Source organism: Modestobacter sp. DSM 44400 (assembly GCF_900107175.1).
GTDB lineage: Bacteria > Actinomycetota > Actinomycetes > Mycobacteriales > Geodermatophilaceae > Modestobacter.
Map to the genome: position 1 here is coordinate 40,877 of NZ_FNOZ01000026.1, position 14,515 is coordinate 55,391.

The 14,515-nt window shown below is 74.1% G+C and carries 17 protein-coding genes and 2 pseudogenes; 14 read left to right on the forward strand and 5 right to left on the reverse strand.

Features of this window, described 5'->3' with window-relative positions:
- The first annotated feature begins 198 nt into the window (after nucleotides 1-198).
- From paaA to idi, 6 genes are all read left to right on the forward strand, one after another.
- Nucleotides 199-1,158 (forward strand): 1,2-phenylacetyl-CoA epoxidase subunit PaaA, encoded by a 960-nt coding sequence (gene paaA, locus BLW04_RS15985; protein ID WP_091543251.1) that lies wholly within the window; start codon nucleotides 199-201, stop codon nucleotides 1,156-1,158.
- Nucleotides 1,155-1,523 carry a 1,2-phenylacetyl-CoA epoxidase subunit PaaB gene (gene paaB, locus BLW04_RS15990; protein ID WP_091543253.1) on the forward strand — a complete coding sequence of 123 codons (369 nt, stop codon included), beginning with the start codon at nucleotides 1,155-1,157 and terminating at the stop codon, nucleotides 1,521-1,523. Before paaA ends, paaB begins: the two co-directional genes overlap by 4 nt.
- Before the next feature lie 95 nt (nucleotides 1,524-1,618).
- Nucleotides 1,619-2,530, forward strand: a complete 912-nt coding sequence (gene paaC, locus BLW04_RS15995) for a 1,2-phenylacetyl-CoA epoxidase subunit PaaC (RefSeq protein ID WP_091543256.1) — start codon at nucleotides 1,619-1,621, stop codon at nucleotides 2,528-2,530.
- Nucleotides 2,527-3,060, forward strand: coding sequence for a 1,2-phenylacetyl-CoA epoxidase subunit PaaD (gene paaD, locus BLW04_RS16000; protein ID WP_254781644.1), 534 nt, complete (start codon nucleotides 2,527-2,529; stop codon nucleotides 3,058-3,060). Before paaC ends, paaD begins: the two co-directional genes overlap by 4 nt.
- Nucleotides 3,061-3,063: 3 nt before the next feature.
- On the forward strand, nucleotides 3,064-4,140 hold the full coding sequence (gene paaE, locus BLW04_RS16005; protein WP_091543259.1) for a 1,2-phenylacetyl-CoA epoxidase subunit PaaE: 1,077 nt from the start codon (nucleotides 3,064-3,066) through the stop codon (nucleotides 4,138-4,140).
- Nucleotides 4,141-4,232: 92 nt separating this feature from the next.
- Nucleotides 4,233-4,778, forward strand: coding sequence for an isopentenyl-diphosphate Delta-isomerase (gene idi / locus BLW04_RS16010; protein ID WP_254781646.1), 546 nt, complete (start codon nucleotides 4,233-4,235; stop codon nucleotides 4,776-4,778).
- Nucleotides 4,779-4,839: 61 nt separating this feature from the next.
- On the opposite strand, the gene BLW04_RS16015 is transcribed toward idi, so the two are convergent.
- A complete protein-coding gene (locus tag BLW04_RS16015) occupies nucleotides 4,840-5,814 on the reverse strand; it encodes an ATP-binding protein (protein ID WP_139306864.1) in 975 nt (324 codons plus the stop codon).
- 118 nt (nucleotides 5,815-5,932) lie between these two features.
- Here BLW04_RS16015 and BLW04_RS16020 point away from each other — a divergent pair, with 118 nt between their 5' ends.
- From BLW04_RS16020 to BLW04_RS16045, 6 genes are all read left to right on the forward strand, one after another.
- On the forward strand, nucleotides 5,933-6,982 hold the full coding sequence (locus tag BLW04_RS16020) for a methylenetetrahydrofolate reductase C-terminal domain-containing protein (RefSeq protein WP_254781648.1): 1,050 nt from the start codon (nucleotides 5,933-5,935) through the stop codon (nucleotides 6,980-6,982).
- Nucleotides 6,979-7,743, forward strand: coding sequence for a class I SAM-dependent methyltransferase (locus BLW04_RS16025; protein ID WP_254781650.1), 765 nt, complete (start codon nucleotides 6,979-6,981; stop codon nucleotides 7,741-7,743). The genes BLW04_RS16020 and BLW04_RS16025 overlap by 4 nt, the downstream gene beginning before the upstream one ends.
- Before the next feature lie 29 nt (nucleotides 7,744-7,772).
- Entirely contained in the window at nucleotides 7,773-8,867 is a 1,095-nt protein-coding gene (locus tag BLW04_RS16030) for an FAD-dependent oxidoreductase (protein WP_091543266.1), read from the forward strand.
- Between the two features lie 181 nt (nucleotides 8,868-9,048).
- Nucleotides 9,049-10,194 carry an ice-binding family protein gene (locus BLW04_RS16035; RefSeq protein ID WP_175484086.1) on the forward strand — a complete coding sequence of 382 codons (1,146 nt, stop codon included), beginning with the start codon at nucleotides 9,049-9,051 and terminating at the stop codon, nucleotides 10,192-10,194.
- Nucleotides 10,191-10,844 (forward strand): class F sortase, encoded by a 654-nt coding sequence (locus BLW04_RS16040; protein WP_091543304.1) that lies wholly within the window; start codon nucleotides 10,191-10,193, stop codon nucleotides 10,842-10,844. Before BLW04_RS16035 ends, BLW04_RS16040 begins: the two co-directional genes overlap by 4 nt.
- A 45-nt stretch (nucleotides 10,845-10,889) precedes the next feature.
- Nucleotides 10,890-11,171, forward strand: a complete 282-nt coding sequence (locus BLW04_RS16045; RefSeq protein ID WP_091543271.1) for a hypothetical protein — start codon at nucleotides 10,890-10,892, stop codon at nucleotides 11,169-11,171.
- A gap of 67 nt (nucleotides 11,172-11,238) precedes the next feature.
- Here the strand turns inward: BLW04_RS16045 and BLW04_RS28550 are convergent, their stop codons facing one another.
- Together BLW04_RS28550 and BLW04_RS28555 are read right to left on the reverse strand one after the other, a co-directional pair.
- Nucleotides 11,239-11,973, reverse strand: a complete 735-nt coding sequence (locus tag BLW04_RS28550) for a PP2C family protein-serine/threonine phosphatase (RefSeq protein WP_254781652.1) — start codon at nucleotides 11,971-11,973, stop codon at nucleotides 11,239-11,241.
- A gap of 115 nt (nucleotides 11,974-12,088) precedes the next feature.
- A pseudogene (locus tag BLW04_RS28555) lies at nucleotides 12,089-12,667 on the reverse strand (GAF domain-containing protein); the annotation flags it as partial.
- Between BLW04_RS28555 and BLW04_RS29690 the strand changes: the two are divergent.
- Nucleotides 12,582-12,758: a hypothetical protein gene (locus tag BLW04_RS29690; RefSeq protein ID WP_371327794.1), complete on the forward strand. Its 177-nt coding sequence runs from the start codon at nucleotides 12,582-12,584 to the stop codon at nucleotides 12,756-12,758. The pseudogene BLW04_RS28555 and the gene BLW04_RS29690 overlap by 86 nt on opposite strands.
- Before the next feature lie 101 nt (nucleotides 12,759-12,859).
- Here BLW04_RS29690 and BLW04_RS28560 read toward each other — a convergent pair whose 3' ends face one another.
- Both BLW04_RS28560 and BLW04_RS16055 read right to left on the reverse strand, forming a co-directional pair.
- Entirely contained in the window at nucleotides 12,860-13,495 is a 636-nt protein-coding gene (locus tag BLW04_RS28560; protein ID WP_254781654.1) for a phytochrome family protein, read from the reverse strand.
- Nucleotides 13,492-14,145, reverse strand: a complete 654-nt coding sequence (locus tag BLW04_RS16055) for a biliverdin-producing heme oxygenase (RefSeq protein ID WP_254781655.1) — start codon at nucleotides 14,143-14,145, stop codon at nucleotides 13,492-13,494. The genes BLW04_RS28560 and BLW04_RS16055 overlap by 4 nt, the downstream gene beginning before the upstream one ends.
- Before the next feature lie 94 nt (nucleotides 14,146-14,239).
- Here BLW04_RS16055 and BLW04_RS16060 point away from each other — a divergent pair.
- A pseudogene (locus BLW04_RS16060) lies at nucleotides 14,240-14,515 on the forward strand (ISAzo13 family transposase); the annotation flags it as partial.

Genomic DNA, 14,515 nt, shown 5'->3' on the forward strand with positions numbered 1-14,515 from the left:
TGCCCTCCGTCGTCCGCACGTCGTTCCCCGGTGGGTGTGCGCCACGCAATACCGACCGGATGGTCAGTAATCAACTCGCGTCCCGGACCACTGTCAAGCGCACCGCTTGTGCACCCCGGCGCGGCAGGGCACAATGATTACCGACCACTTGGTCAGTAATTGATGCACCCTGCACGTCAACGAGCACAGGGGGACGAGATGTCTGCGCCCACGCTGGACCGCCCGGCCGCACCCGACGAGACCGCCCTGCAGGAGCACTTCGACGCGACCATCGCCGCCGACAAGCGGATCGAGCCGCGCGACTGGATGCCCGAGGGGTACCGCAAGGGCCTGATCCGGCAGATCGCGCAGCACGCCCACTCGGAGATCATCGGCATGCAGCCCGAGGGTGACTGGCTGCTCGCCGCGCCCAGTCTGCGGCGCAAGGCCATCCTGCTCGCCAAGGTGCAGGACGAGGCCGGACACGGCATGTACCTCTACTCGGCCGCGGAGACCCTGGGCGCCGACCGGGCCGACCTCACCGACAAGCTCATCGAGCGCAAGCAGAAGTACAGCTCGATCTTCAACTACCCGACGCTGACCTACGCCGACGTCGGCGTCATCGGCTGGCTGGTCGACGGCGCGGCGATCTGCAATCAGGTGCCGCTGTGCCGCAGCTCCTACGGGCCCTACGCCCGGGCGATGATCCGGGTCTGCAAGGAGGAGTCCTTCCACCAGCGGCAGGGCTTCGAGCTGCTCATGACGATGATGCGGGGCACCGACGCCCAGCGCGCGATGGTGCAGGACGCCGTCGACCGGTGGTGGTGGCCCTCGCTGATGATGTTCGGCCCGCCGGACACCGACAGCCCCAACACGGCCCAGTCGATGGCGTGGGGCGTCAAGCGGCACACCAACGACGAACTCCGGCAGCGCTTCGTCGACATGACGGTGCCGCAGGCCGCCGTCCTCGGGGTGGCGCTGCCCGACCCCGACCTCGCGCCGGATCCGGCGACCGGCCGGTACCGCTTCGGCCCGATCGACTGGTCGGAGCTCGAGGCGGTCATCGCCGGCAACGGACCGTGCAACGACGAGCGGATCGCCCGCCGCCGGGCCGCGCGCGACGACAACGCGTGGGTTCTCGAGGCGGCGACCGCCTATGCGCACAAGAACGCCCCATGAGCACCGACCTGACGGCCGAGGGCGGCCACGGCGCCGTCCCCACGGGGCCCGAGATCCCGGTCGAGCCGAAGGCGTCGATCACCCGCCGCGACTGGCCGCTGTACGAGGTATTCGTCCGCGGCAAACGCGGCCTCAACCACGTACACGTCGGCTCGCTGCACGCCCCGGACGACGAGATGGCGGTGCACGCTGCCCGCGACCTCTACACCCGGCGCAACGAGGGCGTGAGCATCTGGGTGGTGAAGGCCGCCGACATCACCGCCTCCAGCCCGGACGAGAAGGACCCGATGTTCGCGCCCAGCGGGGACAAGGTCTACCGGCACCCCACGTTCTACGAAATCCCCGAGGACGTCCCGCACATGTGAAGGACCCCCGCGCCCCCCACCCTTCGCAAGCTCAGGGCGGGGCCCTGCGCGGGGGCCGACCGCTGGGCACGTGGCTATGAATAGGAGCGTTCGTCGTGGGTCACCAGGAGACCGTTTATGACGCGCTGGACCACGCCCACGGCGGCGAGGGGCAGTGGGCTTTCGGCACCGGGTTCGACGAGCCGCTGGCCGGCGTCGACACCACGGTGCCCGAGGGCATCGACCCGGCTGACCTGGGGGCCTACTGCCTGATGCTCGGCGACGACGCCCTCGTGCTGTGTCAGCGGCTCACCCAGTGGGTGACCAACGCCCCGGAGCTGGAGGAGGAGGTCGCGCTGGCCAACTGCGGGCTGGACCTCCTCGGCCAGGCGCGGCTGCTGCTGGCGCGCGCCGGCTCGGTCGGCGTCCTGTGCCGGTCCCGCGCGCTGGCCACCGGCTCCATCCCGGACGAGGACGCGCTGGCCTACTTCCGCGGCCCCGACGAGTTCCGCAGCTCCGGCCTGGTCGAGGCGCCCAACGGCGACTTCGGCCAGACGATCGTCCGGCTGCTCGCGGCGTCGTCCTGGCGGCTGGCGTTGTTCACCCGGCTGCGCGACTCCCGCGACCCGGTACTGGCCGCGATCGCCGCCAAGGGCGTCCCCGAGCTGACCTACCACCGCGACCACGCCGCCCGGTGGCTGCTGCGCCTCGGCGACGGGACGCCGGAGTCGCACCGGCGCGCGCAGGCCGGAGTGGACGCGGTCTGGCCGCTGCTGGCCGACCTGTTCACCGCGACCGACGTGGAGACCCGGCTGACCGCCGCCGGGGTGGCCGTCGACCCCGCCGACCTCCGCGACGAGGTGCGCGGCGTGCTGGCCACCGTGCTGGAGCGGGCGACGCTGACCGTGCCCGGATGGCCGGTCGAGGTGCCCAGCCGCGGCCGGGCGGGGGAGCACGGGCCGGAGCTGGCCGCGCTGCTGGCCGACCTGCAGGGGCTGGCCCGCAAGCACCCGGCGGCGACCTGGTGACCGCCGCGCTGACCGGCCAGAGTGGCCACTTTGGCCGCCTGGCCGACGCGCGGGCGGTGGCCGAGACGGTGACCGACCCGGAGTTGCCGATGCTGACTTTGGCCGACCTCGGGGTGCTGCGCGACGTCCGCGACGAGGGCGGCACGGTCGTCGTGGAGATCACCCCCACCTACTCCGGCTGCCCGGCGATGGGCGTCATGCGCGCGGACCTGGTGCACGCCCTGCACCGCGCGGGGTTCGCCGACGTCGACGTCCGCACCGTGCTGTCCCCGGCATGGAGCACCGACTGGATCAGCGAGGCGGGTCGTCACAAGCTCGCCGCCGGCGGCATCGCCCCGCCGGGTCATGCCCCGGTGCGGACGGCGGGCCCGGTCCCGTTGCAACTGGGTCCCAGCCGGCGGACGGCGACCTGCCCGCAGTGCGGCTCGGCCGACACCGAGGAGACCAGTGAGTTCAGCGGCACCGCGTGCAAGGCGCTGCGCCGCTGCCGGGCATGCCTGGAGCCGTTCGAGCACGTGAAGGAGATCTGACCCGTGACCGCGAGCACCCGCCGCCGTCCGCAGTTCCACCCGCTGACCGTCGCCGGGGTCGAGCGGCTCACCGACGACGCGGTGGCCGTGACCTTCGACGTCCCCGCCGAGCTTGCCGAGGACTACCGGTTCGCGCCGGGCCAGGCGCTCACCCTGCGCCGGGTGGACGGCGACCGGGACGAGCGCCGTTCCTACTCGATCTGCGCGCCGGTCGGCGAGGCCCCACGGGTCGGCGTCCGGGAGGTTCCCGGCGGCTTCTTCTCCTCCTGGCTCGTCCACCAGGTGCAGGCCGGCGACCGGATCGAGGTGCTGCCTCCCTCGGGCACCTTCACCGCCGACCTCTCCGTCCCCGGCGATCACGTTTTCGTCGTCGCCGGGTCAGGCGTGACCCCGGTGCTGTCGCTGGCCGGCACGGTGCTGCGCGACGGGCGGTCGACGGTCACCGTGTTCTACGGCAACCGGCGCACCAACACGGTGATGTTCGCCGACGAGCTCGCCGACCTCAAGGACCGCTACGGCACCCGGCTGCAGTTGGTGCACGTGCTGTCCCGCGAGCCGCGCGACGCCGAGCTGACCACCGGCCGGCTGGACGGGAACCGGCTGCGCACCCTGGTCGGGGCGTTCACTGACGCCCCGCACGTCGACCACTGGTGGCTGTGCGGGCCGCACGGCATGGTCGGCGACGCCCGGCAGCTGCTCAGCGAGCTGGGCGTGCCGGCCGAGCGGGTACACCAGGAGCTGTTCTACGTCGACGACCTGCCGCCCGAGCCGGTGCGCGGCGACGAGGCCGTGGTCGAGGGCCCCAGCGCGCAGGTGACCATCGTGCTCGACGGGCGCTCGACCACGCTGGCGCTGCCGCGCGGGGAGGCGGTGCTGGACTCCGCCCAGGCTGTGCGCAGCGACCTACCCTTCGCCTGCAAGGGCGGTGTCTGCGGCACCTGTCGCGCCCGGATCACCCACGGCGAGGTCGAGATGCGGCGCAACTACGCCCTCGACCCCGGCGAGGTGGCCGCCGGTTACGTGCTGACCTGCCAGACGCTGCCGCTTTCGGACGCCGTGACGGTCGATTTCGACGCCTGAGCCGGCCGAGCCGCCTGAGCCGTTCAGGACGCCGCAGCGTCCGGACGGGCGTGCCGGCCGGCGGTCGGCGACGATGCGCGACCATGGACGACGTGGCGACAGCGCAGACCGAAGAGCTGATCGTGCTGGTCGACGAGGCCGGTACGCCGATCGGCACCATGCCCAAGCCGCTGGTGCACACGGGGGAGACGCCGCTGCACCGGGCGTTCTCCGCCTACCTGTTCGACGGGGCCGGGCGGCTGCTCATCACCCGTCGCGCGCAGGTCAAGGCCACCTTCCCGGGGATGTGGACCAACACCGTGTGCGGGCACCCCGGGCCGAGCGAGGACGACGTCGCCGCCATCGCTCGGCGCGCGGCGTTCGAGCTCGGCCTCGGCGTGGCCGCGCTGGCCCCGGCTCTACCGGGCTACCGCTACCGGGCGGAGTTCCGGGGCGTCGTGGAGAACGAGATCTGCCCGGTCTACCTCGGGCGGTTCACCGGCGAGCCCGCGCCTGACCCCACCGAGGTCGGGGAGTGGGAGCTGCTGGAGTGGCCGGCCTTCCGCCGCCGCCAGGAGACCGAGCGCGACGCCTGGTCGCCGTGGTGTCGGGAGCAGGCGCGCCTCATCGAGGTGGCCGGGCTGGTGCCGGTCGGCTGAAGAAGGACCCCTCTGCCCCCCACGCCTCGCGAGCTCGGCGCGGGCCCCTGCAGAGGGGCCGTTAGGCGTTGACGACCAGCCGGACCGTGCAACCGCCGCCGGACTCCTCGGCCGGTGCGGCGACCAAACTGTCGACCGACCGCCGGGCCAGCCACAGCCCCATCCCACCGACGGCCATGTCGCCGTGGGCGGGTCCGTAGCCGGCCAGCGGGTCGTCGAAGCAGGCTCCGCGGTCGGTGATCGAGCACAGCAGCCGGCCCATGCCGCTCCAGAGCCGCACGTCCACCGGCGGTACCCCGTGCTCGGCTGCGTTGGCCACGATCTCGTCGATGGCCAGCACGAAGTCCTCGACGGTGTCCTGGTCGAGGTCGCTGTCGGCCAGCGCCCGGTGCACGGACCGGCGCATCACCCGCATGTCGTCCAGGTCGATCAGCGACAGCACCGGTTCGGTGACCTCCAGCGGGTCGGGCACCACCGCACGCTGCAGTTCGGTGAGCAGCCCGCCCGGTTCCCGGTAGTCGGGATTGGCGACGACACCGCCCCCGGTCAACAGGAAGGGGTGTGTCGCGCGGGCGACGTCCTCAGGACCGAGCCCGTCTCCCGCGCGGAGTGACTCCGCATCCGGCCCCAGCAGGCACAGGTGGTCGACCGGGCGGTCGGACAGCACGTGGTTGAACAACGCCTCGATCTGCATCCGCTCCAGCCAGCCCCCGGTGGGCGTCTCGACCGCGGTGACCAGGAGCAGTCGACGACCGTCATCGGGGAGGTGATGGTCGATGAGGCTGGCCATCTCGGCCACCCCGGCGGCCGGGCGCCCGTCCAGCTGCGGGGTCGTCAGCGATCGGACGTCGTCCCCGGCGTCCCAGCACCCGGACAGTCCCGTGGCCACCGGCTCCGGGCAGGCGGTGACGACCCACGCGCCGGCGGCCAGCGCCTGGCGCACCACGGGCTCCACCACCGCGGCCAGGTCCTCGCCCTGCGTGCCCAGATGGCCCAGGTGGCGGTAGCCGCTGGGCCCGTCGTGGTCGTGCTCCATGAACGGTCCCCCGTTGTGTGCCGTGTTCGACGGGTGAGGTGTGCCCGTTGACGGCGTTCCGAACCCTGGCGCTCCGGAGGGTGGGTTTCGCCGTCGGCCCCCCGGGCAGCTGACGGCGGTGGACATCGGGCGGCAGGCCGTGGCGCCACCCTTCACCGGCGAGCGCGCCGGCTGCCCCAAGCGGATGGTGTTCGGCCCCTGCGGCGGCGTCCGGGACGGCGGTGGCTGCGAGATGGCCGAGCACCCGTGCGTCTTCCTCGACCCGCCACTGCCGCATTGGACGGCGGCGGTGCGGACGGCACCGGCGCCGGTTCCCGGCAGCCTTCTCGACTCCGCCGGTGCTGGCCCGGTCGTGCTCGCCGACCTGTCCGTGCGGCCCTTCGACGCCGGGTCGCTGCGCCGGGTGGTCCAGGTGCTGGCTCCGGTCAGCGACGGGCTGCTGGCCGGGGAACACCAGAACCGGCCGGACTTCCCGCCGACGATGCTGGCCGCCGAGGTGCTCGCCGCCGGCGGCCGCCCGTGGACGACGCTGGCCTGCCGGGACCGCAACCGGCAGGTGCTGGAACAGGAGCTGGCCGGGCTGGCGGCCCTCGGTGTCGACGGGGTGCTGTGCGTCACCGGTGACGGGCGCGGTCCCGGCGTCCGCCCGGGGGTGAGTTCGGTGTTCGACCTGGACGGCACCCGGCTGACCGCGCTGGCCACCGAGGCCGGACTGACCGCCGCGGTGCCCGAGTCACCGGACTCCCCGCCGCAGGCGCTGCGCCCGGCCCGGGTCGCGGAGAAGCAGCGCGCCGGGGCCCAGCTGTGCGTGCTCAACCACGTCGGCAACCCTCAGCGGCTGACCCGGTTCGTCGCTGTCGCACGGGCCGCCGGGGCGACGATCCCGTTCCTGGCCGCGGTCGCGGTCTACACCGACGAGCGGTCGGCCCGGGTGCTCCAGCGGTTCCCCGGGCTGCACCTGGACGACGCCGCGGTGGAGCGTGTGCTGTCCGCCCCCGACCCGGTGGCGGCCGGCATCGCCGCCGCGGTGGCCGAGGCGCGGGCGCTGCTCGCCATCCCCGGCGTGGTGGGGGTCAACCTGTCCGGGCTCGCCTCCGACCGGGGCGAGGAGACCGCCGCGGCGGTCAAGGCCGACGTCGCGGTGCGGGTGAAGGACGAAGTGGCATGAGCGAGCTGGCCAGCGAGGCGATGGAGTCGGAGTTCGGCACGGTGGCCGGGTGGACGGAGGAGGCGGTCGCCGCCCTGGGCCCGGAGTACGCCGTCCCGGCCGGGTGCCGGGGCAGTGGCAGCGAGGCGGCCCTGCGCTGGCTGGCCGACGCGCTCGCCGTCCGGCCCGGCGAGCGGGTGCTGGACTGCGGCGCGGGCGTGGGCGGCCCGGCCGGGTGGCTGGCGGCCGAGCGCGGAGTGCGGCCGGTGTGCGCCGAGCCGATGGCCGAGGCCGTGCACGCCGGTCGTGCGCTGTTCCGGTTGCCGTCGGTGGTCGCGGTCTCCCAGTCGCTGCCGTTGACGGTGGATGCCTTCGACGTCGCATGGTGCCTGGGGGTGCTGTGCACCACCGAGGAGAAGGCGGCGTTGCTCGACGAGCTGCGCCGGGTGCTCGTGCCCGGTGGCCGGCTCGGGATGCTCGTCTTCGTCGCTGAGGGCGAGCTGGCGCCGCCGCTGCCCGAGGGCAACAGCTTTCCGACCCCCGACGAGCTCGACGGCCTGCTGGCCGGTGCCGGCTTCACGGTCACCGCGACCACGCGCGCCGACCTGTCCGACAGTCCGGCGGAGTGGTCGCGACGGGCCGACGAGGTCGACGCGGAGGTCGAACGCCGGCACGGCGAGGACCCGCGCTGGGTGGAGGCGCAGGAGCAGTCCGGCCGGGTGGGCCGGCTGCTGGGCTCCGGCGCCCTGGTACCGCGCCTGCTGGTCGCCGTTGCCGGCTGACGGGCTCCCGGTACCGAGAGCCCGGGGGCATGCCTGCGGCCCGGCCGGTGTTGGACGGCGACGTGCGCACCGACGTCGTGGTGATCGGAGCCGGTCAGGCCGGCCTCTCCGCGGCGTACGCGCTGGCCAGGACCGGGGTGGACTTCGCGCTGCTGGACTCCGACGCCGGCCCGGGCGGGGCCTGGCAGCACCGCTGGCCCTCGCTCCGGCTGGACCGGGCGCACCGGATCGCGCCGCTACCCGGCATGGACCTGCCCGACGCCGACTCCGCGGCCCCGGCCAGCGAGGTGGTGGCCGGGTACTTCGCCGAGTACGAGCGCCGATTCGACCTGTCGGTGCGTCGTCCGGTCGCCGTCCGGGCCGTGCACCGCACGGACGACGGCTTCCGGCTGGACACCAGCGCGGGGGAGTGGACGGCGCGGGGGCTGGTCAGCGCCACGGGCACCTGGACCCGGCCGTTCTGGCCCGCCTACCCGGGGCGGCAGCTGTTCGGTGGCCGGCAGCTGCACGCCGCGGACTACCGCGGGGCCGAGGAGTTGATGGGTCAGCACGTGGTCGTGGTCGGCGGCGGCACCTCGGCGGTGCAGCAGCTCATCGAGATCAGCGAGCTGACTACCACGACGTGGGTCACCCGCCGCGAGCCGGTCTGGCGCGGCAGCGACTTCGATGCCGACGCCGGCCGGGCCGCGGTGGCCCTGGTCGACCGGCGGGTCCGCGCCGGGCTCGTCCCCGGCAGCGTCGTCAGCGCCACCGGGCTGATGGAGACCGACGCCGTCCGGGCCGCCCGGGCCCGCGGGGTGCTCGACCGGCTGCCGGTGTTCGACCGGCTGACCGCCGACGGGGTCGCCTCAGACGCCACCGCCGACCACCCGGCCCGGTCGCTGTCCACCGACGTGGTGCTCTGGGCCACCGGCTTCCGGCCGGCGCTGGAACACCTGGCGCCGCTGCACCTGAGGGCGCCCGGCGGCGGGATCGTGCTGGACGGGACGCGGGTCGTCGCCGAGCCCCGCCTGCACCTTGTCGGCTACGGGCCCTCGGCCAGCACGATCGGCGCGAACCGGGCGGGCCCGCGGGCGGTCCGCGAACTGCTGCGCACCCTCGCCGACGAGGACGCCGCGGTCTGACCTCACCCCTGGTCACGGGCCGACACGGCTTTCCCCGATCGGGCTACATTGCGTAGTCAATCAGCTACAAAGCGGTACGGTCAACTCCCGAGGGCATCTCGTACACCGGCACCCATGCCGACGTCGTCTTCAGCTCACAGCCATCCCGACCGCACCACCGGCCGGAGACAGGAGCGCCGACGTGACGTCGATCCGCTGCATCGATCGGTCCTCCCTCCACCCGCACCGGCAGACCCTGGCCGTGCGCTCCGCCGCGACGGCCGCGGTGGCTGCCGTCGCGATCTCCGCGGCCTTCCTCGCGACGGCCGGCAGCGCGTCGGCGGCGACGACGATCCCGCTCGGCGACGCAGCGGCCTTCGGCGTGCTGGCGAGCACCGCGATCACCAACAGCGGAACGTCCACGGTCGCCGGGGACATCGGTGCCAGCACCGGGGCGTTGACCGGTACAGGCCCGTCCGGGGCGAACTCGATCGTCCTGACGCAGGGCGGAGTCGACCGCGGCAACGACACATCGGGTGGCCAGGCCGGCCTCACCGCGGCCTACACGGCCGCCGGATCGCAGGGCAACGGCACCGTCGTCGGTCCCGCCAACCTCGCGCTGCAGACGCAGCCGCTGCTGCCGGGCATCTACAGCTCGGGTTCCGATCTCGCGCTCACCGGGCCGCTCACGCTCGACGGCGCGGGCAGCTACGACTCCGTTTTCATCTTTCGGGCCACCGCAGGTCTGACCACGGCGTCGGCCAGCAGTGTCGTCCTCAGCAACGGCGCCCAGGCCTGCAACGTCTTCTGGCAGGTCGGCAGCTCGGCGACCCTCGGCGCGGGATCGTTGTTCAGCGGGACCATCCTGGCCAACACGAGCATCTCGCTCGACGCAGGGGTCACCGTCGACGGCCGGCTGCTGGCCAGCACCGGTGCGGTCACCCTGATCAGCGACGTCATCACCCGGTCTGCCTGTCAGACCGGTTCGGTGCCCCCGCCGGTGGTCGTCCCCGTGACGACGCCTCCTGCCGCTCCCAGCAGTGCCGCTCCCAGCAGTGCCGCTCCCAGCAGTGCCGCTCCCAGCAGTGCCGCTCCCAGCAGTGCCGCTCCCACCAGTGCCGCTCCCAGCAATGCCGCTCCCGGCACGTCCGCCGCCGGCAGCGCCGCTGCGGGCACCGGTGCGGCGGGGCGCACCGGGACGACGGGCCGCAGCACCACCTATGCCCAGGTCGGCAGGGTCCCGGTCGGCTCGGTCGACACCGGTGACGGCAGCACCGTCGGCCTGTTCCCCGGCACCGGCGCTGCGACGCCGGTCGATCTCGCCGGCCAGGTGTGGTCGACCCGATGATCGCACCCGGACGGCGCGGCCCACGTGGTTCCTGGCTCGTCCGGACAACCCTGGGCATCGCCCTGGCCGCCCTGGCGGTCACGACGAGCGGCTGTGCCGGCCCATCGGCGGCGGCTGCACCCCCGCCGTCCTCCGTGGCCGCCCCGGTCACGACCGCCGTCCCTGCGGTGCCTGCGCTCCCGGCGGTGCTGGCGGAGTCACGGCCGGTCCGCGTGCAGATCCCCGCGGTCGGCGTGGACTCCGACCTGATCGACCTCGGCGTCCAGGACGACGGCGCGCTGGAGGTGCCGCCCACCGGGTTCCCGGCCGGCTGGTTCACCGGTGCGCCGACGCCTGGCGAGTTGGGTCCGGCGGTGATCGCGGGACACGTCGACTGGGGCGGCTCGCCGGGGGTCTTCGCCGACCTGCGGGACGTAATCGTCGGCGACGAGGTCACCGTCGCCCGTGCGGACGGGAGCACCGCGGTGTTCCGGGTCTCGGAGGTCGGCCAGTACGCCAAGGACGCCTTCCCCACGGCGGCGGTCTATGGCGACCTCGACCACGCCGGGCTGCGGGTCATCACCTGCGGCGGGGAGTTCGACCCCCACACGCAGAGCTACCTCGACAACACCGTCGTCTTCGCCGACCTGGTCGGCCAGCGCGCAAGCTGACCCGTCGATGGTTGCCGGGGCCGCCGGGCAGGTAGTGCACGGACCATGAGCGCATCCGACGAGCACCCCGAGGTTCCCGACACCGCCATGGCGACCGGCAACGACGAGGGCGAGCCGGGCGAGCAGCGTGCGAGCGGTCCGCTCAGCGCCGACGAGCAGCAACTGCTCGAGCAGCTCGAGACCCCCGACGACACCCCGGCCGCACCGGCGGTGGAGGACTCCCCCGAGGCCGCCGCCGCGGCCGACGACGACGCTCCGCTGCCGCCGGCCGAAGGGGCCGGGGAGGGCGAGGGCGACGAGCTCACCCCGGAGTTCACCGACCGCTGACTGCGAGCGCGCCGCTTCCGGCGCCGAAAGCGAGGAATTGCCGCCCGCTCTCGGCGCGGGAGGAGACTCAGGCGGAGCGGTCCTGGGGCAGCAGCCGCACCAGGATCATCGCGACGTCGTCCTCGGCCCGCTCGGGGAGGACCCGGGCGAGCAGCTGGTCGGCCACCTCTGCCACCGGCGCGTCCCGCAGCGTGCTGAGCTCCGCGCGCAGCCGCTCGATCCCGACATCGAACAGCTGGTCCCGGCGCTCCACCAGGCCGTCGGTGTAGAGCAGCACCGTCGACCCGCGCGGCAGGGCGACCACGTGGTCACTGCGGGAGGCGGCGGTGTGCACGCCGACGAGCAGCTCGGCCCGTGCGGGCGTCAGCACCTCGGTCGACCCGTCCGGCAGCAGCACGACCGGCGGCGGGTGGCCGGCGTTGGACCAGCGCAGCCGGGTGACGCCGCCGTCGACCTCCTCGGACGTCTGCTCCAGCCGGGCGACGACCACCGTGGCGAGGGTCCGGAGCCGCAGCCCGTCCATCGCGCGGTCCAGCCGGGAGAGCACCACGGCCGGGCTGTCGGCGCTGTCGTAGCTGATGCCCCGGAGCAGGCCCCGCAGCTGGCCCATGCTCGCCGCGGCCTCGGTGTCGTGCCCGACGACGTCCCCGATGACCAGGGCGGTGGCGCCGTCGGGCTGGCCGAACACGTCGTACCAGTCGCCGCCGACCTGGGCGTCCTGTGCCGCGGGCACGTAGCGGACCGCGACCTCGAGGTGGTCGGGGGCCGGCGGCTCGGACAGCAGGCTGCGCTGCAGGGTCACGGCCGCGCGGGCGACCCGGCGCGACCGGGCGTAGAGCGCCTCGAGCAGGTGGGTGCGGGGACAGCCGTACCGAGTCGCCCTCGCGCTCGGCGATCGCCTTGTTGCGCGGGTCGCCACCCCAGTCGACCGCGTGCACCTGCTCGGCCCGGGTCCACAGCACGAACTGCCCCTCGGGCAGCGGCAGCGCGAGAACGCCGCACGCCAGCTCGACCGGAACCCCCAGCTGGGGGGCCACGATGGGGAGCCCGTCGGTGGACACCACGTCGGAGCCCTGCTCGGCCGCCCAGGCGGCCACGGCGCCGACGGTCTTCGAGGGGACCGCGACGCCGGCGGAGCCGGTGTGGCCCTGCAGGCTGACCACGACCGAGTCCGCCGGGACCACGTCCAGCAGCCCGGGTGAGCCCAGCATCGTCTCGGCCAGCGGCCGGTCCTCGTCCAGCGCCGCGGCGGTCAGCCAGGCGAGCGTGGAGCGCACCCGCAGCGCCCGGCGGTGCTCCTCGTCCTCGACGCGGTCCACCAGCCGCAGGGACAGGGTGGAGCCCAGGAACTCCGCCGCGGCGCGGGTGGCGTGCGGCGGCGCGTGCGGGCCGGAGTAGTGGTGGCAGGCGATGAGGCCCCAGAGCTCGTCGTCGCGCAGCAGCGAGATCGACATCGAGGCCCGCACGCCCATGTTCTGCAGGTACTCGCAGTGGATCGGCGAGACGCTGCGCAACGTGGAGTACGTGAGGTCCAGCGGGCGGCCGATGACCGGCAGGTCGACCGGCTCCAGCGGCGCCGGGGTGTAGCTGACGTCGGAGATCAGCCGGATCCAGTTCTTCTCGTAGAGCGCCCGCGCCTGGGCCGGGATATCGGAAGCGGGGTAGTGCAGGCCGAGGAAGGAGTTGAGCTACGGCAGCTTGGCCTCGGCGACGACCTCGCCGTTGTAGTCGGCGTCGTAGCGGTAGACCATCACCCGGTCGAACCCGGTGAGGGTGCGCACCGCGGCGGCGGTGATGTCGTAGAGCTCCTGCAGGTCCGAGGCGCGGTTGAGCTCGCTGATCGTGCCGCGGACGGCCTGGTACGTATTCGGAAAGCTGAACGGCCGCGGGCCGTAGGCCGGCTCCAGTTCGACGACCAGGGTGCTGGCCAGGCCCGGTTCCGCGCCGGACGGGCCGGGGTGCACGGCCCGGTGCAGGATCGCATCGACGGGCACCGGTGCGCCGTCCCGGTCCAGCACCAGCTCGAACGGGTTGCGCTCACGCAGGTCGCCGAAGGCGCGGGCGGAGCGGGCCACGGCCTGGGCGGCGGTGGTGCCCAGCACCTCGGTCAGCGGCCGGCCCAGCGCGTCGTCCCACGCCGTCCCGACGACGTCGACGAGGTTGCGGGACACCTGCCGGACGACCATGTCGGGTTCGCTGACGGCCAGCAGCACCCCGCGGGGCTGGATGCTCCCCGGCAGGTGGATCGGCTCGCGCTCGCAGTTCGTCAGGTCGACCGGGGTGCCGGGCGCCAGCCACCCGCCGGACTGCGGCTGGTCGGTCATGCCCTCACCTCCATCATCGCCGGGGACGTGCCGCGGCGATGGATCGGGACGGTTGGCTCGCGCACGGTCGCGCCACACCAGGCAGCGAGGGCGGAGAACGTCTGCTGCGCCGCGGTGACCACCCGAGCAGCGTCCCCGCCGGCGGCCACCCACCCCCGCGTCGCCGTCCGGTAGGCGTGCCACATGGCGCCGGTGCGCTCGCCGTAGGGCGCGAAGGCGTGCAGCGGCGCGGCGTCGGCGAGCTGGGGGAGAGCGGCGAGGTGGCGGTCGATGAAGACCCCGCCCAGCGTCGAGCCCTCCAGCACGTACAGCCGGCCCAGCGCGTCGTCGGTGCCGGGGACGGGGAGCAGCTCGGGCCGGTCCGGCGCGCTGGACGGCGCCGCGCCGAGCGCGGCCAGGTCCCCGGCGAACAGGTGCGCGCGGCGGCGTTGCGACCAGGCCAGCCCGGCGGCCGCCGCGGGGTCCGCGTCGGCCCAGGCGTCCAGCCCGGCCTCCGCAGCCCACCAGAAGCCGTGCATCACGGTGAGCACCGCGACCAGCCGCACCCGGGTGAGCGCGGGGTCCAGCAGGCCCAGGGTGGACTCGACGGCGTGGTGCTCAGCGGCGGTGTCGGTGCGCAGGCGCCGCAGTACGTCCCCGTCGTCAGCCACCCGGTCCTCGTCCCATGCGGATCTCAACCTCTCGAGCTTAGGGCCCGGCAGGGATCAACTCCAGGATTGGGCTTCGGGGGTCAAGCTTGGTGAGGTGACCACCGGTGTGTCCGATGAGGCACTGGCCGAGAAGTTCGCCAGCGTGTTTCCGCACCTGAACGAGCGGCAGCGTCGGCTGCTGGCGGGGGCCGAGGCACGTTCGCTGGGCCGGGGCGGCACCGCCCGGGTGGCCCGCGCCAGCGGGTTGCACCCGGAGACCGTGACCGCTGGGATGGCGGAGCTGACCGGCGGCGCGCCGGTGACCGATCGGGTGCGTCGCCCCGGGGGCGGGCGCCGGCCGTTGACCGAGACCGACCCGACGCTTCTCACC

What these genes read in the sequence shown, in the direction of transcription:
- paaA (WP_091543251.1), top strand. Translation starts at nt 199, where the DNA reads ATGTCTGCGCCCACGCTGGACCGCCCGGCCGCACCCGACGAGACCGCC.
- paaB (WP_091543253.1), top strand. Translation starts at nt 1,155, where the DNA reads ATGAGCACCGACCTGACGGCCGAGGGCGGCCACGGCGCCGTCCCCACG.
- BLW04_RS16015 (WP_139306864.1), bottom strand. Translation starts at nt 5,814, where the DNA reads ATGGAGCACGACCACGACGGGCCCAGCGGCTACCGCCACCTGGGCCAT.
- BLW04_RS16025 (WP_254781650.1), top strand. Translation starts at nt 6,979, where the DNA reads ATGAGCGAGCTGGCCAGCGAGGCGATGGAGTCGGAGTTCGGCACGGTG.
- BLW04_RS16030 (WP_091543266.1), top strand. Translation starts at nt 7,773, where the DNA reads ATGCCTGCGGCCCGGCCGGTGTTGGACGGCGACGTGCGCACCGACGTC.
- BLW04_RS16040 (WP_091543304.1), top strand. Translation starts at nt 10,191, where the DNA reads ATGATCGCACCCGGACGGCGCGGCCCACGTGGTTCCTGGCTCGTCCGG.
- BLW04_RS16045 (WP_091543271.1), top strand. Translation starts at nt 10,890, where the DNA reads ATGAGCGCATCCGACGAGCACCCCGAGGTTCCCGACACCGCCATGGCG.
- BLW04_RS29690 (WP_371327794.1), top strand. Translation starts at nt 12,582, where the DNA reads ATGAGGCCCCAGAGCTCGTCGTCGCGCAGCAGCGAGATCGACATCGAG.
- BLW04_RS28560 (WP_254781654.1), bottom strand. Translation starts at nt 13,495, where the DNA reads ATGACCGACCAGCCGCAGTCCGGCGGGTGGCTGGCGCCCGGCACCCCG.